The organism is Pseudomonas sp. LBUM1664, assembly GCF_059695895.1.
The window spans coordinates 939,952-958,955 of the sequence record NZ_CP166791.1 but is presented as its reverse complement, the minus strand read 5'-3'; the positions used below and the strand labels follow the sequence as shown (position 1 = coordinate 958,955).

Annotated in this window: 19 protein-coding genes; 3 read left to right on the top strand and 16 right to left on the bottom strand. The window is 60.4% G+C overall.

What is annotated here, in order from left to right:
* Window positions 1–7 precede the first annotated feature (7 nt).
* From ACA047_RS04440 to ACA047_RS04420, 5 genes are read right to left on the bottom strand one after another with little or no spacing between them, the layout of a single operon-like run.
* A complete protein-coding gene (locus ACA047_RS04440) occupies window positions 8–3,121 on the bottom strand; it encodes a pilus assembly protein (RefSeq protein WP_497357030.1) in 3,114 nt (1,037 codons plus the stop codon).
* On the bottom strand, window positions 3,108–3,587 hold the full coding sequence (locus ACA047_RS04435; protein WP_497357028.1) for a pilus assembly PilX family protein: 480 nt from the start codon (window positions 3,585–3,587) through the stop codon (window positions 3,108–3,110). The genes ACA047_RS04440 and ACA047_RS04435 overlap by 14 nt, the downstream gene beginning before the upstream one ends.
* An 11-nt stretch (window positions 3,588–3,598) precedes the next feature.
* Window positions 3,599–4,312: a PilW family protein gene (locus ACA047_RS04430; RefSeq protein ID WP_497357026.1), complete on the bottom strand. Its 714-nt coding sequence runs from the start codon at window positions 4,310–4,312 to the stop codon at window positions 3,599–3,601.
* Complete coding sequence (pilV, locus tag ACA047_RS04425; RefSeq protein WP_497357024.1) at window positions 4,309–4,767, bottom strand: type IV pilus modification protein PilV; 459 nt, start codon at window positions 4,765–4,767, stop codon at window positions 4,309–4,311. Before pilV ends, ACA047_RS04430 begins: the two co-directional genes overlap by 4 nt.
* The gene (locus ACA047_RS04420; RefSeq protein WP_497357023.1) at window positions 4,764–5,237 is read right to left on the bottom strand and encodes a GspH/FimT family pseudopilin; all 474 of its coding nucleotides are present in this window, start codon (window positions 5,235–5,237) and stop codon (window positions 4,764–4,766) included. The genes pilV and ACA047_RS04420 overlap by 4 nt, the downstream gene beginning before the upstream one ends.
* A 128-nt stretch (window positions 5,238–5,365) precedes the next feature.
* Between ACA047_RS04420 and ACA047_RS04415 the strand changes: the two genes are divergently transcribed.
* A complete protein-coding gene (locus ACA047_RS04415) occupies window positions 5,366–5,860 on the top strand; it encodes a GspH/FimT family pseudopilin (protein ID WP_497357021.1) in 495 nt (164 codons plus the stop codon).
* Here the strand turns inward: ACA047_RS04415 and ispH are convergent.
* The 6 genes from ispH to murJ all read right to left on the bottom strand — a co-directional run bounded on the left by ispH (window position 5,857) and on the right by murJ (window position 13,300).
* Entirely contained in the window at window positions 5,857–6,804 is a 948-nt protein-coding gene (gene ispH, locus ACA047_RS04410; protein WP_497357019.1) for a 4-hydroxy-3-methylbut-2-enyl diphosphate reductase, read from the bottom strand. The two genes, ACA047_RS04415 and ispH, sit on opposite strands and share 4 nt — an antisense overlap.
* 109 nt (window positions 6,805–6,913) lie before the next feature.
* Window positions 6,914–7,351: an FKBP-type peptidyl-prolyl cis-trans isomerase gene (fkpB, locus tag ACA047_RS04405; protein WP_497357017.1), complete on the bottom strand. Its 438-nt coding sequence runs from the start codon at window positions 7,349–7,351 to the stop codon at window positions 6,914–6,916.
* On the bottom strand, window positions 7,344–7,856 hold the full coding sequence (gene lspA, locus ACA047_RS04400; protein ID WP_497357015.1) for a signal peptidase II: 513 nt from the start codon (window positions 7,854–7,856) through the stop codon (window positions 7,344–7,346). The genes fkpB and lspA overlap by 8 nt, the downstream gene beginning before the upstream one ends.
* Window positions 7,849–10,680, bottom strand: a complete 2,832-nt coding sequence (gene ileS / locus ACA047_RS04395) for an isoleucine--tRNA ligase (RefSeq protein WP_497357013.1) — start codon at window positions 10,678–10,680, stop codon at window positions 7,849–7,851. Before ileS ends, lspA begins: the two co-directional genes overlap by 8 nt.
* A 13-nt stretch (window positions 10,681–10,693) precedes the next feature.
* Window positions 10,694–11,632 (bottom strand): bifunctional riboflavin kinase/FAD synthetase, encoded by a 939-nt coding sequence (gene ribF, locus ACA047_RS04390; protein WP_497357011.1) that lies wholly within the window; start codon window positions 11,630–11,632, stop codon window positions 10,694–10,696.
* A 129-nt stretch (window positions 11,633–11,761) separates the two neighbouring features.
* A complete protein-coding gene (murJ, locus tag ACA047_RS04385) occupies window positions 11,762–13,300 on the bottom strand; it encodes a murein biosynthesis integral membrane protein MurJ (protein WP_497357009.1) in 1,539 nt (512 codons plus the stop codon).
* A 254-nt stretch (window positions 13,301–13,554) separates the two neighbouring features.
* On the opposite strand from murJ, the gene rpsT reads away from it, so the two are divergent.
* A complete protein-coding gene (rpsT, locus tag ACA047_RS04380; RefSeq protein ID WP_003185593.1) occupies window positions 13,555–13,833 on the top strand; it encodes a 30S ribosomal protein S20 in 279 nt (92 codons plus the stop codon).
* A 119-nt stretch (window positions 13,834–13,952) separates the two neighbouring features.
* On the opposite strand, the gene ACA047_RS04375 is transcribed toward rpsT, so the two are convergent.
* The 5 genes from ACA047_RS04375 to rplU form a co-directional block, all read right to left on the bottom strand.
* Entirely contained in the window at window positions 13,953–14,417 is a 465-nt protein-coding gene (locus ACA047_RS04375) for a CreA family protein (RefSeq protein WP_497357007.1), read from the bottom strand.
* Window positions 14,418–14,426: 9 nt separating this feature from the next.
* The gene (gene proB, locus ACA047_RS04370; protein ID WP_039593901.1) at window positions 14,427–15,545 is read right to left on the bottom strand and encodes a glutamate 5-kinase; all 1,119 of its coding nucleotides are present in this window, start codon (window positions 15,543–15,545) and stop codon (window positions 14,427–14,429) included.
* A 203-nt stretch (window positions 15,546–15,748) separates the two neighbouring features.
* Entirely contained in the window at window positions 15,749–16,972 is a 1,224-nt protein-coding gene (cgtA, locus tag ACA047_RS04365) for an Obg family GTPase CgtA (RefSeq protein WP_497357005.1), read from the bottom strand.
* Between the two features lie 190 nt (window positions 16,973–17,162).
* Window positions 17,163–17,420, bottom strand: a complete 258-nt coding sequence (rpmA, locus tag ACA047_RS04360) for a 50S ribosomal protein L27 (RefSeq protein ID WP_003176049.1) — start codon at window positions 17,418–17,420, stop codon at window positions 17,163–17,165.
* A gap of 35 nt (window positions 17,421–17,455) precedes the next feature.
* Window positions 17,456–17,770, bottom strand: coding sequence for a 50S ribosomal protein L21 (gene rplU, locus ACA047_RS04355; protein ID WP_003176051.1), 315 nt, complete (start codon window positions 17,768–17,770; stop codon window positions 17,456–17,458).
* 239 nt (window positions 17,771–18,009) lie between these two features.
* Between rplU and ACA047_RS04350 the strand changes: the two genes are divergently transcribed.
* A complete protein-coding gene (locus ACA047_RS04350) occupies window positions 18,010–18,978 on the top strand; it encodes a polyprenyl synthetase family protein (protein WP_497357003.1) in 969 nt (322 codons plus the stop codon).
* The last annotated feature ends 26 nt before the right edge of the window (window positions 18,979–19,004 follow it).

The following is a 19,004-nucleotide window of genomic DNA, read 5'->3' as shown; positions in this document are numbered from 1 at the left end:
TTATCTCTCACTGTATTTGCCGCCACATGATACGACGGCTGCCGCTAGCGGATTTTCCCAGCAGGTTGGTGATACCGCCGCCGGAGTCGTTCACGATCATGTTAGTGGTCCCGTCGGCGCTGACAACGGCGCTCAAGGTCGGGATACCGCCAGTGAAAACCACCCCGCTGGAGATCGTGTCGAGGCTATTGAGCGAGCCGTCACCGTTGGTATCGAGCACCGCATAGTTGAGCATCTTACCGCTGAATGCATCCAGCTCGATCAGTTTGCCAGTACCAAAGCTGGCGCAGGGGTCGGTGGTGTCCACCGCGGCAGTGGTGAAGACAACGCGCCCAAGCACCAGAGTGGCTGCGTTGATCACCCGCTCCCCGGTCAATGCGTTGTTGTACACCAAAGGCAGGTACCAGCCCTTTTTCGCCGGATAAGTCACGTCGGTCTGGCTGGTGGTCACGTACTGCCCCGAGCTGCCTGAAAATACGCCAGTGATCGATTGGGCCTGCAGGCTCGATACCGTGATTTGCCCCGCACCGCCGGTGGCGTCCCAAATGGAGTAGAACGCTTGCAGATCCTTGCTGAGTTTGTCCGCCGCCTCGTTGAACTTGCCGGTGCCGAAAAAGACCTGGGTGCCACCCTGGGAATTGTCTGCCAGCAGCGGTTGAGCGGTGATCGGCTGGGTCGCGCCACCGGGCGCGGTGAACAACGGTTGGCCGGCAAACGCCACACCCCAGGTGGTTGGGGACGTGCCGCTGAGGTCGAACTTCCACATCCGGCCTTTCAAGTCGCCACCGTACGCAGCCTGCACCACGCTCTGGGAGTTGATCCGAAGCTTGACCGATGACAGACCGTTATCGGTTTCGCTGCTGTTGATGACGATTTTTTTGATCAGCGAACCGTCGCGGATATCCACCACGTACAACGCCGCGACACCGCTGTTGCTGCCGTAGCCGTTGGAGATAAACGCAGCCCAGCGACCGTCCGCAAGTCGGGCGACTTCGGGGCGGGCGTAGGCGTAGCCCAAATCGTTGAAGGCGTTAGCCGTGTTGGCAACGGTCGGCGCACTGATTTCCCACAACGCCCGAAACACATTCCCCGCCGCTGCATCGAACAGCTGGACCGCGTAGAACGCTTTGCCCCCGGCCCCGGTCCCGCCCAGGGCCACCGTCTTCCAGGCACTCCCCAGTTGCGCATCGAATACGCCGATCTGCCCATCCACCAAAAACTTGTGGCTCACGCCATTGATGTAGTTGGTGTCGGCGATGTCCTGCAGCGATGGCAGCACGCTTGAGGGCATATAGGCGTAGCGCCGCGTACCGTTTGTGCTGTTGATGACGCTGAAGAAACCGTCATTGGCGTTTACCACCAGGCTGGTGTTCATGTTCGCCGCTTTGGTCGTCAGGTAAGTGCTGTAGCTAGTGTCGTTCACCAGATCCGAGGCGGTCTGGTCATTGGGCGATGCCAGCACCAGCGGTGAGTTGATAATGTCCCCCAGCAATACGCTACGCACCTTCAGGCCGGTTTTATTGACGCCCTTGCTCCACTCCACCAGATCGTTGCCAGTGATCCCCGTGGGCAGGTTCTGGTTGAGGCTGGTTTGCTGGGCCGCTGAAAAGTTGCCGTAGGCCAGGGTCACCGGCACATTGGTCGCGGTGTTCCACGATTGGTAGATCGGAGCCGTAGCGCCCGGCACGATAGCGGTGTCGGTGGTCCATTGCACCGCCGCCGTATTGACCGTCCCCGTAGAGGTGAAGCCGAACGCGCGGAGGGTGCCGCGCCAGTCCTTGGGGTCATAAGTGGTCTGGTAATAACTGGAGGTGCTGGACAACGTGGCACCGTTGGTGGTGCCGCCGCCCCCGGACCCGGCCTTGGAGGTGATGTCGCTCAAGGCCGATGATAGGGCCGAGCTCAACCCTTCGCTGTCCGTCGCCTGGTAATACTTGCCTGTGCCGTAGCGGGCGGCATCGGACAACATCTGATTGGTGGCCGTAAACCCCACGGTGTAGGTGTTGAGGTATTGCCGGGGGAAATCCGTCGCGTCCCAGCTCTTGCCGGTCGCGTCGGTGCCGGTTGAGCGCATGTCGATGTCGAAGGCGAACTTGGCGATGTCGTCCAGGTAAAGCGTGTCGCCCTCGCCGTCACCATTGAGATTGGCGCCATCGCTGTTGCTGCCGCTGATGCCGCTATCCCAGTTCGGCAGCCGGGCCAAGCCCAGCGGGTCGTTGGTGGGGAACGTTCGGTCAAAGGTGGGCAATCCATCAGTGATCACCACACCGAAGTTTTTCTGGCAACGGTATTGGATCGGGCTGGTGTAAGTGCTCGGTGTGCCGTTGTAATACGGCGCCATGCCCCTGAAGTAACGGGTGATTTCGTAATAGCTCTCGGCCAGTGGCGTATTCGCGACAGCACCCAAACCGTTGATCGCGTTGATCAGGGCGCTGTAGTTGCTGTTGGCCTGGGTCTGGGTCACGCTGCCGCTGACAGGCGAGAGGTCGCTGACTGAACGGGCGATGTAGCCCCCAGGACCGGAGTTGCTACTGTTGGGCGGGTTGAACGTGGCAAGGCCAATGCGCAATGCCCGGTTGCTGGCGACCAGATCGTTGGAGACATCCCGCGCCACGTTGATTCGATAATCATTGGGGATCGTGCCGGTGGTGAAGTCTCGGTTCGAGCCGTTGGCCAGGGTCACCAGATACGCCAGGTACTTACCGGTGTAACGGGTATCGCCGCTCCCTACAGGGTCCGGCAGCCGCAGACAGATCCGGCCAAGGCTGGGTCGATAGAAACCGTACCAGCCAGACGAGCAACCGCCACGAAACAGACTCGATAACAGGATGTTCGAGTCGGTCGGATCCAGCTCAGTATCCCTATCGTTGCAGTTGTTACTGGCGCCGCATACATAAGTGCGCGTTTGCACCGCCGTCGGATCAAACCCCGACGCCCAGATAATATTATTCATACTCCCCGAATCATCGATCAGCAGCATCACGTTCGGCGTCACGGCGCCCGCGCTTAGCAAAGGCGAGTCCGAAGGCGTGAAAGCATAGGCCGGGGCTGCCAGGTAAAGGCTGAGCAGCACGCCCCAAAACGCCTGCCTCCCGTCGCGGCGCACCTTAGTATTTCGCATAGATGCTCTCCACCACACTGCGCTGGTTATTCCCCAGCACCGCCACCGCCGTGATCCGGTAAAGCGTCGCCGACGTATTGCTGGGCACATTGACCGCCGCGAGCGTGGTGCCGATGTTCTGCACGCCATAAAACCCGCCAGGAACGGCAATCCACGTCACCCCCGACAACGAATTGCGCCCGGCCGCCGTGAGAGTCGCCGACTCCGCCGGCGGTGCACATTGAGTCGTGGTGGTACAGACCGGCAGCGAATAAGTCCCGACCTGCACCGCACTCTCACCGAGCCTCAGCGCAGCCTCGGCCACTTGAAAGGATTGGTTGCGCAGCATGACGCTGCTGGTCATTTTTTCCTGAAGCGTGGCGCTCTGCATCGACGACAGGCCGATCAGCGTTAACAGCAGCAGAAACACCAGGCTGACCAGCAATGCCATGCCACGCTGGCGATGCTTGATGGGCGTCGGATTCATCAAGCGCCCCCTCACAAAAGCCGGTTGCGCAAAGCGGCAACCACGTTGAAGGTCTGGTCGCGCACGTTGTTCTTCGGATCGAAGAGCGTCAGGGTCAAGCGCACGCTGCGGATGCGCGCCGGGTCGGAAGGGTTGCCGCTATAGCTTGAAGCCGCGATATCCGTCGCGCCGCTGGCCACGCCGAACGTCACGTTGAACGTCCGGACGTTGTCTACCAGCACCGCCTGGGTCGGGTTGCCGGCACCCGTGCCCATCAACAACTGGTTATTGCTGAAGCTGTAGATCAGCCGCCGGATCGGGAAGGCCAATTGCCCGGTCGCCGGTACCCGCACACCGGTGTAGGCGGTTGCCGAGGTGCGGCAGTCGGAGACGACGGTCCAGGTCGGCACACCGCCGCCGCTGCCCACATCTGCCGTTACCAGGGTCAGTTTCAAATTGGCGTTGTCCCAACGGATCGGCGTGACCTGGCTGGCATTGAAATCCCCCGCAGAAGAAGCGTCGGTAACGGTCCCCAGGCAACCGAACATGCCCACCATGCGAATTTCCTGGACCATTTTGCTCAGGGCAAACCGCGCATCCTCTTGCATCACCGCTGCGGCGCCCTGGCTGATGTAGGTGTTTTTGGCCGCAATGAAAATCTGCACGACACCCAGCACGACGACCAGGCTGAGCACCAGGGCGATCATCAACTCGATCAGGCCGAATCCCCGGCAATGTCTATTCATGGTGTTGCCACCGGATCGACGGCGACGCGGCTGGTCAGCACAAAGCTGCGCCGCGACTCGGCTGCGTTTGTCGTGTTGGCGGCCCGGGCATCGTCCCAGGAAATGGTGATGGTGTAGACCCGCTGACTCAGAGCGATGGTGCCGGTGGCCGTGGCGCCGCCAAAGGCGATGATGTTGGTCTTGAAGTCGTAAAGATCCTGGTCCCGAGCCACGCTGAGATTCGGCGAGCCAGGCGGCGTGACGGTGTAGTCGGCACCGGTATTGGCACGAATGCGATCCAGTATGTCGTAGGCGATGAAGCTGGCCTGGCTGGTCATGCGCGAGCTGTCGGTGTACTTGAGGGCATTGAGCTGAATCATCGCCGCCCCCAGCAAGCCCACGCCGAGAATCAGCAATGCCACCAGCACCTCGATCAGCGTCATGCCCTCCTGTGCCTTTTTACTGCAATCCTTCATCCGCAACTTCCACCCAATACGATTCTTCCATTGAGGCAGACACTCAGCGTCCTGCTCTGCGCGCCCCGTACATAATTGAAACTCACCGGTGTGGCCGGCGCCGCCAACCCGCCGAGGTTGTTGAAATCAATGTTGGTCACGTCTGAGGTTAGCGTCAGAGTCGCACCGCTGCTCATTGCTGGAACAACCCGCAATACATTGGGCGCAGTGCCCGTGCTGTCATACACCGTCAATTCGCCGCGCCATACGTTGCCCTGCGCCGTGGGGCGAATCCGTGTCGTGACGCCACGGTCGATCGCTTCCATGCGAGCAAAATTCAGCGCCCGGCGCAGGTCGCCGATCTCGGTATCCGCCTTGGTGCTCTGCATCGATCCGGTAAACGCCGGCACCGCCATGGTGATCAGGATCAGCAGCACGCCGAGGGCCACCAACACCTCAATCAGCGTGAAACCTTTTGTACGAAGATCCATCGATGCCCTCCGTTGCCGTCGGCTATACCTGCTTCTACACGCTAGAACAAACAGCTGCCGCGTGTGCGGTTGTTTCGGTTTACGGCGCACGGATCGCGCCGCTTAACGCTCTCCAGGGAGGAGACGTCATGCACCAACAGGGTTTCAGCCTGATCGAACTGCTCATGGGACTGGCGATTGCGGCAATTGTTCTGCCGTGGGTCGGCGCAAGCTATACATCGCTGATCGAAGCCACAGAACGCAAAGACGCCGCGCAGTTACTGGCCAGCGGTCTGCGTAGCGCCCGCAGCGAAGCCATCGTGCGCAACCGGACAGTCGTAATCAGAGGGATAGACAACGATTGGGGCCGGGGCTGGCGGATCACGCTGGACGACAAAGAGAAGACATTACTGATGGAGCGCAGCGGCCGCGCTCGCGTGATTGGCAACTGGCCAGTGAAGCGTTCGGTGAGGTTCAGCAGCCAAGGGGAAGCGTTACTGCCCAGCGGCGCATTCCAGGCCGGTACGCTGCATGTTTGCGCCAAACGCGAGCCGCTCAGCCACCATCAGGTGGTGTTGGCCCGTACCGGCCGCGTCAGCCTGCGCAGCGAGAAAGCCGAGCAGGCGTTGTGCGAAAAGACTTAAAGCAAGGAACGGACGCGTAGCTCTTTTGGCATGGAGAAGGTGATGTTCTCCTCGCGACCGGCCAATTCATCGGCACCGGTTGCACCCCAGGCCTGCAATTGCTGGATCACGCCGCGCACCAATACTTCCGGCGCTGACGCACCCGCAGTGATACCGATACGCTCGACGCCGTCGAACCAGCTGCGCTGCATGTCCTCGGCACCGTCGATCAGGTACGCCGGAGTGGCCATGCGCTCGGCCAGCTCACGCAGGCGGTTGGAGTTGGAACTGTTCGGGCTGCCGACGACCAGGACCACATCGCATTCGCTGGCCAGTTGCTTGACCGCGTCCTGGCGGTTCTGGGTGGCGTAGCAGATGTCGTCCTTGCGCGGGCCGCCGATGGCCGGGAAACGGGAACGCAGGGCGTCGATCACTCGACTGGTATCGTCCATGGACAGGGTGGTCTGGGTGACAAACGCCAAACTCTCAGGGTTACGTACCTGCAAGGCAGCAACGTCGCTCTCGTCCTCGACCAGGTAGATCGCGCCGCCATTGCTGGCATCGTATTGGCCCATGGTGCCTTCGACTTCCGGGTGGCCCGCGTGGCCGATCAGGATGCATTCGCGGCCGTCACGACTGTAGCGCGCTACCTCGATATGCACCTTGGTCACCAACGGGCACGTCGCGTCGAACACCTTCAGGCCACGGCCGGCGGCTTCGGTACGCACCGCCTGGGAAACCCCATGGGCGCTGAAGATCACGATGACGTCGTCTGGCACCTGATCCAGTTCCTCGACGAAAATCGCCCCACGGCTACGCAGGTCTTCGACGACGAACTTGTTGTGGACCACTTCGTGGCGCACGTAGATCGGCGGCCCAAAGACTTCCAGGGCGCGGTTGACGATTTCGATCGCCCGGTCCACACCGGCGCAGAAGCCACGGGGGTTGGCGAGTTTGATTTGCATGCTGTGCCTCGTGTCTTGCGCGCAAGAAATTGAATCAATGCAATTCAGTGTGGGAGCAAGCTCGCTCCCACAGTAAATCGAGTATCGGCAGGAACTGCCTGCCAACCCTTTAAAGCGCCTTAACGTCGATAATTTCCACTTCGAAGCTCAAGGTCTTGCCCGCCAGCGGATGGTTGAAGTCCACGGTGACCTGGGCGTCGTCAAACGCCTTCACCACACCCGGCAGCTCGGTATTGGCCGCGTCATTGAAGATCACCAACAAGCCCTGGGACAGTTCCATGTCTTGGAACTGGGAGCGTGGCATGGTCTGCACGTTTTGCGGGTTGGGCTGACCAAAGGCGTTTTCCGGTGGAACAACCACGGTGCGCTTGTCGCCGGCCTTGAAACCGAAGATCGCCGCTTCGAAACCTGGCAGCAGGTTGCCGTCGCCAACCTTGAACACGGCCGGGGCCTTGTCGAAGGTGCTGTCAACGGTGTCGCCGTTTTCCAGGTGCAGGGCGAAGTGAAGCTTCACTTCAGTGTTTTGAGCGATACGCTGCTCAGTCATGGACGGCTTCTCCGGTTTTCTTGCTCTTGAACATGTCCAGGGCGAGCATCACGGCGCCCACGGTGATGGCGCTGTCGGCAAAGTTGAACGCCGGGAAATACCAGCGGTTCTGCCAATGCACCAGGATGAAATCGATCACGTGGCCCAGGGCAATCCGGTCATAGAGATTGCCTAGCGCACCACCGAGCACCAATGCCAGCGCCACCGCCAGCCAGGTCTCGTCGCGGCCCAGGCGTTTGAGCCAGACCACCAGCACGCCGCTGACCACGACGGCGATCAGGGCAAACAACCAGCGCTGCCAGCCCGAACTGTCGGCCAGGAAGCTGAACGCCGCACCCGTGTTGTAGGCCAGCGTCCAGCTGAAATAGTCGGGAATGACCACGATCTGCTGGTACATGGTCAACGAGTTTTCGAAGTAGAACTTGCTGGTCTGGTCGATGACCAACACCAGCACGCTCAACCAGAGCCAGCTCAGCCGTCCGAAACGGCTCGCCACATTAGGCATAGTGACGAACCTCACCGGTGCCGCTGATGTTATCGACACAACGACCGCAGATTTCCGGGTGCTGTGGGTTCACGCCGACGTCTTCGCGGCAGTGCCAGCAACGGGCGCACTTGACGAAGCTCGACTTGACCACCTTGAGTTTCAGGCCGGCCACTTCGGTGGTCACCGCATCGGCCGGTGCCTGTACCAACGGGGCGACACTGGCGGTGGAGGTGATCAGCACGAAGCGCAGTTCGTTGCCCAGCTTGGCCAGGTCGACGCCCAGGGCTTCTTCGGCATAGAGGGTCACTTCGGCCTGCAGGTTGCCACCGACGGCCTTGGCCGCGCGCTGGATCTCCATTTCCTTGTTGACCGCCACCTTGACCGCCATGACCCGGTCCCAATAGGCCCGATCCAGCTCGAAGCCTTGCGGCAATTCGGTCAGGCCTTCGTACCAGGTGTTGAGCATCACCGATTCGTTGCGCTCGCCTGGCAGGTACTGCCACAGCTCGTCAGCAGTGAACGCCAGGATAGGCGCGATCCAGCGCACCAGCGCCTCGCTGATGTGGAACAGCGCGGTCTGGCACGAACGACGCGCCTTACTGTTGGCGCCGGTGGTGTACTGGCGGTCCTTGATGATGTCGAGGTAGAAACCACCGAGTTCCTGCACGCAGAAATTGTGGATCTTGGAATAGACGTTCCAGAAGCGGTATTCGCCGTAGTGTTCCTGCAATTCACGTTGCAGCAGCAGGGCACGGTCCACCGCCCAGCGGTCCAGCGCGAGCATTTCTTCGGCCGGTAGCAGGTCGGTGGCCGGGTTGAAACCGGTCAGGTTCGAGAGCAGGAAGCGTGCGGTATTACGGATCCGCCGGTAGGCGTCCGCACTGCGTTGCAGGATCTGCTCGGAAACGGCCATCTCGCCGGAATAGTCAGTGGACGCAACCCACAGACGCATGATGTCGGCACCCAGGGTGTCGTTGACCTTTTGCGGCGCGATCACGTTGCCCAGGGACTTGGACATCTTGCGACCGGACTCGTCGACGGTGAAGCCGTGGGTCAGCAACTCGCGGTACGGCGCGTGGTTGTCGATGGCGCAACCGGTCAGCAACGACGAGTGGAACCAGCCGCGATGCTGGTCCGAACCTTCCAGGTACAAGTCGGCACGCGGGCCAGTCTCGTGGCCCATCGGGTGCGAGCCGCGCAGCACGTGCCAGTGGGTGGTGCCGGAATCGAACCAGACGTCCAGGGTGTCGCTGATCTTGTCGTACAGCGGCGCTTCGTCGCCCAAAAGCTCAGCAGCGTCCATTTTGAACCAGGCTTCGATGCCTTCGACTTCGACGCGCTTGGCAACGATTTCCATCAGTTCGACGGTGCGCGGGTGCAGTTCGCCGCTTTCCTTGTTCAGGAAGAACGGGATCGGCACGCCCCAGTTGCGCTGGCGGGAGATGCACCAGTCCGGACGGTTGGCGATCATCGAATGCAGGCGTGCCTGGCCCCAGGCCGGAACGAACTGGGTGTCTTCGATGGCTTTGAGCGAACGCTGGCGCAGGGTGTCGCCGGTGACTGGCTGCTTGTCCATGCCGATGAACCACTGCGCAGTGGCGCGGTAGATCAGCGGGGTCTTGTGACGCCAGCAATGCATGTAGCTGTGTTCGATGACGGTGGTGTGCAGCAGCGCGCCGACTTCGGTCAGCTTGTCGATGATGGCCGGGTTGGCTTTCCAGATGAACTGGCCACCGAAGAACTCCAGCGATGGCACGTACACGCCGTTGCTTTGCACCAGATTGAGGATGTCGTCGTTGACCATGCCGTATTTCTTGCAGGTCACGAAGTCGTCAACCCCATAGGCCGGAGCGGAGTGAACCACGCCGGTGCCTGAACTCAGTTCCACGTAGTCGGCCAGGTACACCGGCGACAGGCGGTCATAGAACGGGTGACGGAAATTGATCAGTTCCAGTGCCGAACCCGCAGCGGTGGCCAGCACCGAGCCTTCGAGGTTGTAGCGAACCAGGCATGATTCGACCAGCTCTTCGGCCAGCACCAGCAGCTTGTCACCCACGTCGACCAGGGCGTAGCTGAATTCTGGATGGACGTTCAGCGCCTGGTTGGCCGGGATGGTCCACGGGGTAGTGGTCCAGATCGCGATCGAGGCCGGTTTGGCCAGCTTGCCCAGGCCGAAAGCGGCGGCGAGCTTGTCTTCATCGGCGATCGGGAACGCGACGTCGATGGTCGACGACTTCTTGTTTTCGTACTCGACTTCCGCCTCGGCCAGGGCTGAACCGCAATCAAAGCACCAGTTCACGGGCTTGAGGCCCTTGAACACGAAGCCGCCCTTGACGATTTGCGCCAAGGCACGGATTTCGCCGGCTTCGTTCGTAAAGTCCATGGTTTTGTACGGGTTGGCGAAGTCACCCAGCACGCCGAGGCGGATGAATTCGGACTTCTGCCCTTCGATCTGCTCGGTGGCGTAGGCACGGCAGAGTTCGCGAGTCTTGTCCGCGCCCAGGTTCTTGCCGTGGGTCACTTCCACCTTGTGCTCGATCGGCAGACCGTGGCAGTCCCAGCCCGGGATATAAGGCGCGTCAAAACCCGACAGGGTCTTGGAACGGATGATCATGTCTTTGAGAATCTTGTTCAGCGCGTGACCGATGTGAATGGTGCCGTTGGCGTACGGAGGGCCGTCGTGCAGGACGAACTTCGGACGATCCTTGCCAATTTCGCGCAACTTTCCGTACAGGCCAATGCTGTCCCAACGCTGCAGAATCTGTGGTTCGCGCTGAGGCAGGCCGGCCTTCATAGGGAAGGCGGTGTCCGGAAGGTTTAGCGTGGCTTTATAGTCGGTCATTTAAGGCTCTTCATTAGCGATTGGCGCTGGTTGCGACAAGGGCACGGGCGGCGGCGATATCGGCATGGATCGCCGTCTTGAGCGCCTCCAGAGAGGCAAAACGCTGCTCTTCACGCAGCTTATGGTGGAAAACCACCGTCAAACGCCGGTCATATAGATCGCCGGCAAAATCCAGAACATGTACTTCGAGATGGGCGTTGCCATCCCCCTGGACCGTAGGCCGTACGCCGATATTGGCGACACCGGGCCAAGTCTTGCCGTCGATCTCGACACTCACCAGGAACACTCCGGTCAGCGGCACACGACGGCGCTTGAGTTGCACGTTGGCCGTCGGCGTGCCCAATTGGCGCGCCAACTTCTGCCCGTGCAGGATCCGCCCGGCAATCCGGTACGGCCGGCCGAGCAGGCGCTCGGCCAATTCGAAGTCGGCAGCCGCCAGGGCATTGCGCACTTGAGTGCTGCTGACGCGCAAGCCATCCATCTCGACGGTCTGTGCCGCTTCAACGGTGAAGCCTTGGACGATACCGGCCTGTTGCAGGTAATCGAAATCCCCTACCCGGTCGCAACCGAAACGAAAATCGTCGCCCACTTCCAGATGTTTCACGCCCAGACCGTCCACCAGGATGGTGTCGACGAACTCGGCGGCGCTGAGCTTGCTCAGACGCCGGTTGAAGGCCAGGCACAGGACCCGGTCGACGCCTTCGGCGGCCAGCAGTTGCAGTTTGTCCCGTAACCGGGCCAGACGGGCCGGGGCGGTGGCAGGATCGAAACATTCCCGGGGCTGCGGCTCGAAAATCACCACGCAGCTCGGCACGCCCAATTCCAGCGCACGCTCGCGCAACCGCGCCAGGATAGCCTGGTGGCCACGGTGAACACCGTCAAAGTTGCCAATAGTGGCGACACAGCCCCGATGCTGGGGGCGCAGATTGTGGAGGCCTCGAACCAGCTGCATAACGCGCTTCTTGCTCATAAAGTGGTCGATTATAACCACACCCGGCGGCCGACGACAGGCAACACCGTAACCCAAAGTGATCGAGCCGACAAAACTGCTGTCCGGCTCGGGATTAGCGAGGGCAAACCCTCAGGTCAAGGCCTTGCGATTGAAGTCGCGCAGACGGAAACCCATCAGCAGCAACATGCCGAAATACGCCACCACGCCGGCGGCGACCAGCGCGCCCAGGCGCAGGAAACGCTCGAGCATTTGCCCTTCGCCCCAGGCCGGCATGAAATGCATCGCCCCAAGCAGGACCACCGACATCACTGCCACGGCGACCAGCAGCTTGAGGCCGAACTTGCCCCAGCCCGGCTGCGGCTGATACATCTTTTGCTTGCGCAGTTGATAAAACAGCAGCCCGGCGTTGAGGCAGGCGCCGGCACTGATCGCCAGGGCCAGGCCGGCGTGCGCCAGCGGACCAATCAGCAACAGGTTGAACAACTGGGTCATTACCAGGGTAAAAATGGCGATTTTCACCGGCGTGCGAATGTTCTGTTGCGCATAGAAGCCCGGCGCCAGCACCTTGATCACGATGATCCCGAGCAAGCCCACCGAATAAGCGACCAACGCCCGCTGGGTCATCGAGGCATCGAATGCATCGAACTGGCCGTACTGGAACAACGAAACGGTCAGCGGCTCGGCTAGGATCCCCAGCGCCAGGGAACAAGGCAATACCAGCACAAAGCACAGGCGCAGGCCCCAGTCGAGAATGCGCGAGTACTCCTGGCGGTCCCGGCTGGCGTAGGTCTTGGCCAGGGTCGGTAACAGAATCGTGCCCAAGGCCACGCCCAGCACGCCGGACGGCAACTCCATCAGTCGGTCGGCGTAATACATCCACGACACCGAGCCGGCCACCAGGAACGAGGCGAAAATGGTGTTGATGATCAGGGATATCTGGCTCACCGAAACCCCAAGGATCGCCGGCAGCATCTGCTTCATCACCCGCCACACGCCGCTGTCGCGCAGGTTCAGCCGCGGCAGCACCAGCATGCCGATCTTTTTCAGGTGGGGCAGTTGATACAGCAATTGCGCCAGCCCCCCCACCAATACCGCCCAACCGAGGGCCATCACGGGGGGATCGAAATACGGCGTCAGGAACATCGCAAATACGATCATGCTGACGTTGAGCAGGGTCGGCACGAAGGCCGGCACGGAAAAGCGGTTCCAGGTATTGAGGATCGCCCCGGCCAGGGACGACAGGGAAATCAGCAATATATAAGGGAACGTCACCCGCAACAGATCAGTGGTGAGCTGGAATTTTTCCGGGGTGTCGGTGAACCCCGGCGCCGTGGCCCAGATCACCCATGGCGCGGCGAGCATGCCGGCAATCGTGACCAGCGCCAGCACCAACGTCAGCAGACCCGTGACGTAGGCAATGAACGTGCGGGTCGCCTCGTCGCCCTGCTGGTTTTTATATTCCGCCAGAATCGGTACGAAAGCCTGGGAAAATGCCCCTTCGGCGAAGACCCGCCGCAGCAGGTTGGGCAATTTGAAGGCGATAAAGAAGGCGTCGGTGGCCATCCCGGCACCGAATATCCGTGCAATCAGCGTGTCACGAACGAAGCCCAGGACCCGGGAAATCATTGTGATAGAGCTGACGGCAGCCAACGATTTGAGCAGATTCATGAAAAGAGTTTTTGCCTGTCGATAAACAGCAGGCGAACAACGCGCCCACTTATGCGATACTCCGCGCCGCTAAACAGCACAGAGCCAAAGCCCGCGAGTTTACAGGTCGCACGCCGGAAAGAAATCCTTCGGTGCGCTGCACCTGCCATTCAGCGGAACGCGTCACCCGCCCTTGACAAGACTTCAACTCATCGGCATGATTCGCGGCCTATTTTGTTTGCTATTTCCCAAAAAGTCTTTCGAGGAGCTCGACGGTGGCCAACACACCTTCCGCCAAAAAACGTGCAAAACAGGCTGAGAAGCGTCGCAGCCACAACGCCAGCCTGCGTTCCATGGTCCGTACCTACATCAAAAACGTAGTTAAGGCTATCGACGCAAAAGACGCTGAAAAAGCTCAAGCTGCTTACGTTCTGGCTGTGCCAGTTATCGACCGCATGGCCGATAAAGGCATCATCCACAAGAACAAGGCTGCTCGCCATAAGAGCCGTTTGAATGGCCACGTAAAGGCCCTGAACGTTGCCGCTGCTGCCTAAGCGACGCGCTCGTTAAAAAACCGACCTCAGGGTCGGTTTTTTATTGCCTGTGATTTGGCCGAACACACAGACAAAATGTGGGAGCGAGCTTGCTTGCCCCCCACATTGGTCGGTGTCAGTTATTGAGGACGAGTCCAGGGCAAGATCGGAATCGCCGTCACCGCGTTCTGCGGGCTGCCCTCGATCACACGGTCGCTGTAGACCAGGTACACCAGCGTGTTGCGCTTCTTGTCGAGGAAACGCACCACCTGCATGGTCTTGAACACCAGCGAAGTGCGCTCCTTGAACACTTCTTCGCCATCCTTGAGCTCACCTTTAAAATTGATCGGCCCGACCTGGCGGCAGGCAATGGACGCCTCGGCACGATCCTCGGCCAGGCCCAGGCCGCCTTTTACGCCGCCGGTCTTGGCCCGCGACAGATAACAGGTCACCCCGTCCACCTTGGGGTCATCGAACGCCTCGACTACGATCCGGTCGTTCGGCCCAACAAACTTGAACACGGTCGACACCTGGCCGATTTCCTCAGCCGAAGCCAGCAGCGGCAATGCCAGCAGCAAGCCAATCAATCCTTTTGCCAAACCCATGATTTTTCCTTAGACGAGGATCAGGTTGTCACGGTGAACCAGTTCCGGCTCAGCCATGTAACCCAACAGACCGACAATCGCATCAGACGACTGACCGATGATTTTCTGTGCTTCCAGTGCGCTGTAGTTGGCCAGGCCTCGGGCAATCTCGCGACCATCCGGCGCCACACAGACCACCATTTCGCCACGGCGGAAACTGCCCTGGACCAGCTTGACGCCCACTGGCAGCAGGCTTTTGTTGCCTTGGGACAAGGCCGACACGGCGCCGGCGTCCAACACCAGCGTGCCACGGGTTTGCAGGTGCCCGGCCAGCCATTGCTTGCGCGCCGCCAGCATACCGCGTTCGGGCGAGAGCAAGGTGCCGATGCGCTCGCCCGCCTTGAGACGATCCAGCACCCGTTCCAGCCGACCACCGACAATGATGGTGTGCGCCCCGGAGCGCGCCGCCAGACGCGCGGCACGCAGCTTGGTCTGCATGCCGCCACGCCCCAACGCACCACCGGTACCGCCCGCGACAGCATCCAGCGCCGGGTCGTCGGCGCGGGCTTCGTAGATCAGCTTGGCATCGGGATTGTTGCGCGGATCGGCATCAAACATGCCGTCGCGATCCGTGAGAATCACCAGCAGGTCCGCTTCCACCAGGTTCGCCACCAATGCCGCCAGGGTGTCGTTATCACCGAAACGGATCTCGTCGGTGACCACCGTGTCGTTTTCGTTGATCACCGGGATGACTTTCAGCTCCACCAGCGCCCGCAAGGTACTGCGGGCATTGAGGTAGCGCTTGCGGTCGGACAGGTCGTCGTGGGTCAGTAGAATCTGCGCCGTATGGCGACCGTGCTCGGCAAAGCTCGATTCCCAGGCCTGTACCAGCCCCATCTGGCCGATGGCGGCAGCAGCCTGCAATTCGTGCATCGCGCTGGGTCGCGACGTCCAGCCCAAACGGCTCATACCGGCTGCCACGGCCCCCGAAGAGACCAATACCAGCTCGACACCGGCCTCATGCAAGGCCACCATCTGCTCGACCCACACCGCCATTGCCTGGCGATCCAGACCCTTGCCATCCGCCGTCAGCAGTGCACTGCCGATCTTCACGACCCAGCGCTGCGCACCCGTCACCTTGCTCCGCATCATCTTCAACCTTTGCCAGCGAGCGGCGCGACCCAGCGCCGCCCATGGGATTATTCGTATTTGCGTTCTACAGATACCAAAACGCCGCTCGAATGAGCGGCGCCTTGGAAACCGGCTGACTGCGATGATAACACCGCGCCTCGCCGGATGAACTGTCATCGCGGGCAAGCCTTGCTCCCACAGGAGCTCGACTTGCCGCAGAGTCAGTCGCGAACGTAGATGATTTCCGGACCGTCTTCGTCATCCACGTCTTCTTCGTCCCAATCATCGTCACCGATGTCATGGACCGATTTCACGCCACTGCGACGCAGGGCACGCTGGTCATCCAGCGCCTGCAGTTGGGCGCGAGCCTCGTCTTCGATGCGTTGGTCGAGTTCAGCCAGCTCTTGCTTGTAGACCGGGTCATTGGCCAGACGATCAGCGCGATCTTCCAGATAACGCATGATGTCGTGGCACAGGCGCTCGGTGCCTTCTTTGGCAATGGCCGAGATCACATAGACCGGACCTTCCCACTCCAGACGATCGACGATCTCCTTGACCCGCTCCTCATGCTCTTCTTCAAGGATCTGGTCGCACTTGTTCAGCACCAGCCAGCGGTCGCGATCGGCCAGGGCCGGGCTGAACTTGGTCAGCTCGCTGACGATGACTTCAGCAGCATCGGCGGCATCGGTGTCATCCAGCGGCGCCATGTCCACGAGATGCAGCAAGAGGCGAGTACGGGACAAGTGCTTGAGGAAGCGAATCCCCAGGCCAGCACCGTCTGAAGCGCCCTCGATCAGCCCCGGAATGTCCGCGACCACGAAGCTCTTCCAGCGGTCGACGCTGACCACGCCCAGGTTCGGTACCAAGGTGGTGAACGGGTAATCGGCGACTTTCGGCTTGGCAGCCGATACCGAGCGAATGAAGGTACTTTTACCGGCGTTCGGCAGACCCAGCAGGCCCACGTCGGCCAGCACTTTCATTTCCAGCTTCAGGTCACGCTGTTCGCCAGGCTTGCCTGGCGTGGTTTGACGCGGCGCACGGTTGGTACTGGATTTGAAACGGGTGTTACCCAGGCCGTGCCAGCCACCGTGGACTACCAGCAGACGCTGGCCAGCCTTGGTCAGGTCGCCAATGACTTCCTGGGTGGCGGAGTCGATCACCGTGGTGCCGACCGGCACGCGCAGGACCAGGTCTTCGCCTTTTTTACCGGTGCAGTCGGTGCTGCCGCCGTTGGAACCACGCTCGGCATCGAAGTGCCGGGTGTAACGGTAGTCCACCAGGGTGTTGAGGTTTTCGTCGGCGAGCATGTAGATCGAGCCGCCGTCACCCCCGTCACCACCGTTGGGACCACCGTTTTCAATGAATTTTTCCCGACGAAAACTCATGCAACCATTGCCGCCATCGCCGGCCTTTACTCGAATCGATACTTCATCAACAAACTTCATGACACACGCCTCTCGCCATACGGACGAGCCAAAAAAACAAGACATAAGACTCTTGCAAAAATGAGCGCAGCGACCTGATTACACGCCCCAATTGCAGCGCCGACAGCCCATACAAACAGTTTTGCAAGAGACTCACCCCACAAACGAAAAAGCCCCGTCGCAAGACAGGGCTTTTCCAGCGATCTCGCAATTAAGCTGCGACAACGCTCACGTAACGGCGGTTGAACGCGCCCTTTACTTCAAACTTGATCACGCCTTCGATTTTCGCGAAGAGGGTGTGATCTTTACCCATGCCAACACCGTAACCGGCGTGGAATTGGGTGCCGCGCTGACGCACGATGATGTTGCCCGGAATGATCTTCTGGCCGCCATACATCTTCACGCCAAGGCGTTTGGCTTCTGAGTCGCGACCGTTACGGGTACTACCACCAGCTTTTTTGTGTGCCATGAGTTCAATTCTCCTAGTGAGGAATTAGGCTGAAATTAAGCCTGAATACCGGTGATTTTGATCTCGGTGTACCACTGGCGGTGGCCCATACGCTTCATGTGGTGCTTACGACGACGGAACTTGATGATGCGGACTTTATCGTGACGACCTTGGGAGATCACTTCAGCCACAACGGTCGCGCCAGCAACAACTGGAGCGCCGATATTCACGTCATCGCCATTGGCGACCAACAGAACGCGATCAAAAGTCACGGATTCGCCGGTAGCGATTTCCAGTTTTTCGATCTTCAGGTATTCACCTGGGGCGACCTTGTATTGCTTGCCACCAGTAACAATTACTGCGTACGACATGGTATTTCTCCGATAATCCTGCTCACCCAGCGCTTTATAAGAAGAGGTATTGGCTGGCATGGCTGCATGGGCTGGAAGGCCCGGATGCAATTGCGTAAGGCAGGTGCTGCCCAGGAAGTTCAGGGTGCGCGATTGTACGCAAGCCAACGAAGCGTTGCAAGTAGCCGTCCATCGCGCCTTGACAGGTCTGGGTGGGGGTCCTAGCATGCCGCGCAACCCTTCTGGAGCACCTGTCGCTGATGCAACCCCAAGCTTTCTACCGCGCGGTGGCGGACGATTTTAGCGCCGTCGACGGCATCATCAAGAAGCAGCTGACTTCCCGAGTGCCGCTGGTATCGAAAATCGGCGACTACATCACTTCAGCTGGTGGCAAGCGCCTGCGTCCTTTATTGGTGCTTTTGTGTGGCAAGGCCCTGGGCCGCGAAGGCGACGATATGCGCCTGCTGGCCGCCACCATCGAGTTCCTGCACACCGCGACCCTGCTGCATGACGACGTGGTCGACATGTCCGGCATGCGCCGTGGCCGCTCGACCGCCAATGCCATGTGGGGCAACGCCCCGAGCGTACTGGTGGGCGATTTTCTGTATTCGCGCTCGTTCGAAATGATGGTCGAACTGGGCTCGATGCAGGTGATGAAGATCCTGTCCCAGGCCACTCGCATCATTGCCGAAGGCGAAGTGCTGCAGTTGTCCAAGGTACGCGACGCCAGCACCACGGAAGAAACCTACATGGAAGTCATCCGCGGCAAGACCGCGATGCTCTTTGAGGCTTCGACCCACAGCGCCGCTGCCCTGGCCGGCGCCACCGCCGAGCAGAGCGAAGCGCTGCGCACCTTTGGCGATCACCTGGGCGTGGCTTTCCAGCTGGTGGACGACCTGCTGGACTACAAGGGCGACGCCGAGACCCTGGGCAAGAACGTGGGTGACGACCTGGCCGAAGGCAAGCCGACCCTGCCGCTGATCTACACCATGCGCGAAGGCACGCCTGAACAGGCGGCGCTGGTACGCAAGGCAATCCAGAAAGGCGGGATCGAGGACCTGGAGAGCATTCGTGAAGCAGTTGAAGCTTCCGGCTCGCTGGAATACACCGCGAAACTGGCGCGGGACTACGTCGCCCGCGCAATCAAATGCCTCGATGCCCTGCCGGCCAGCGAATACCGCGATGCACTGGTGGAATTGAGCGAGTTTGCGGTCGCCCGTACTCACTGACCCAGCCCCAGTTTTTTGTGACAAGG

Coding starts and splice junctions, on each gene's coding strand:
- ACA047_RS04440 (WP_497357030.1), bottom strand. CDS start 3,121: ATGCGAAATACTAAGGTGCGCCGCGACGGGAGGCAGGCGTTTTGGGGC.
- ACA047_RS04435 (WP_497357028.1), bottom strand. CDS start 3,587: ATGAATCCGACGCCCATCAAGCATCGCCAGCGTGGCATGGCATTGCTG.
- ACA047_RS04430 (WP_497357026.1), bottom strand. CDS start 4,312: ATGAATAGACATTGCCGGGGATTCGGCCTGATCGAGTTGATGATCGCC.
- pilV (WP_497357024.1), bottom strand. CDS start 4,767: ATGAAGGATTGCAGTAAAAAGGCACAGGAGGGCATGACGCTGATCGAG.
- ACA047_RS04420 (WP_497357023.1), bottom strand. CDS start 5,237: ATGGATCTTCGTACAAAAGGTTTCACGCTGATTGAGGTGTTGGTGGCC.
- ACA047_RS04415 (WP_497357021.1), top strand. CDS start 5,366: ATGCACCAACAGGGTTTCAGCCTGATCGAACTGCTCATGGGACTGGCG.
- ispH (WP_497357019.1), bottom strand. CDS start 6,804: ATGCAAATCAAACTCGCCAACCCCCGTGGCTTCTGCGCCGGTGTGGAC.
- fkpB (WP_497357017.1), bottom strand. CDS start 7,351: ATGACTGAGCAGCGTATCGCTCAAAACACTGAAGTGAAGCTTCACTTC.
- lspA (WP_497357015.1), bottom strand. CDS start 7,856: ATGCCTAATGTGGCGAGCCGTTTCGGACGGCTGAGCTGGCTCTGGTTG.
- ileS (WP_497357013.1), bottom strand. CDS start 10,680: ATGACCGACTATAAAGCCACGCTAAACCTTCCGGACACCGCCTTCCCT.
- ribF (WP_497357011.1), bottom strand. CDS start 11,632: ATGCAGCTGGTTCGAGGCCTCCACAATCTGCGCCCCCAGCATCGGGGC.
- murJ (WP_497357009.1), bottom strand. CDS start 13,300: ATGAATCTGCTCAAATCGTTGGCTGCCGTCAGCTCTATCACAATGATT.
- ACA047_RS04375 (WP_497357007.1), bottom strand. CDS start 14,417: ATGGGTTTGGCAAAAGGATTGATTGGCTTGCTGCTGGCATTGCCGCTG.
- proB (WP_039593901.1), bottom strand. CDS start 15,545: ATGCGGAGCAAGGTGACGGGTGCGCAGCGCTGGGTCGTGAAGATCGGC.
- cgtA (WP_497357005.1), bottom strand. CDS start 16,972: ATGAAGTTTGTTGATGAAGTATCGATTCGAGTAAAGGCCGGCGATGGC.
- rpmA (WP_003176049.1), bottom strand. CDS start 17,420: ATGGCACACAAAAAAGCTGGTGGTAGTACCCGTAACGGTCGCGACTCA.
- rplU (WP_003176051.1), bottom strand. CDS start 17,770: ATGTCGTACGCAGTAATTGTTACTGGTGGCAAGCAATACAAGGTCGCC.
- ACA047_RS04350 (WP_497357003.1), top strand. CDS start 18,010: ATGCAACCCCAAGCTTTCTACCGCGCGGTGGCGGACGATTTTAGCGCC.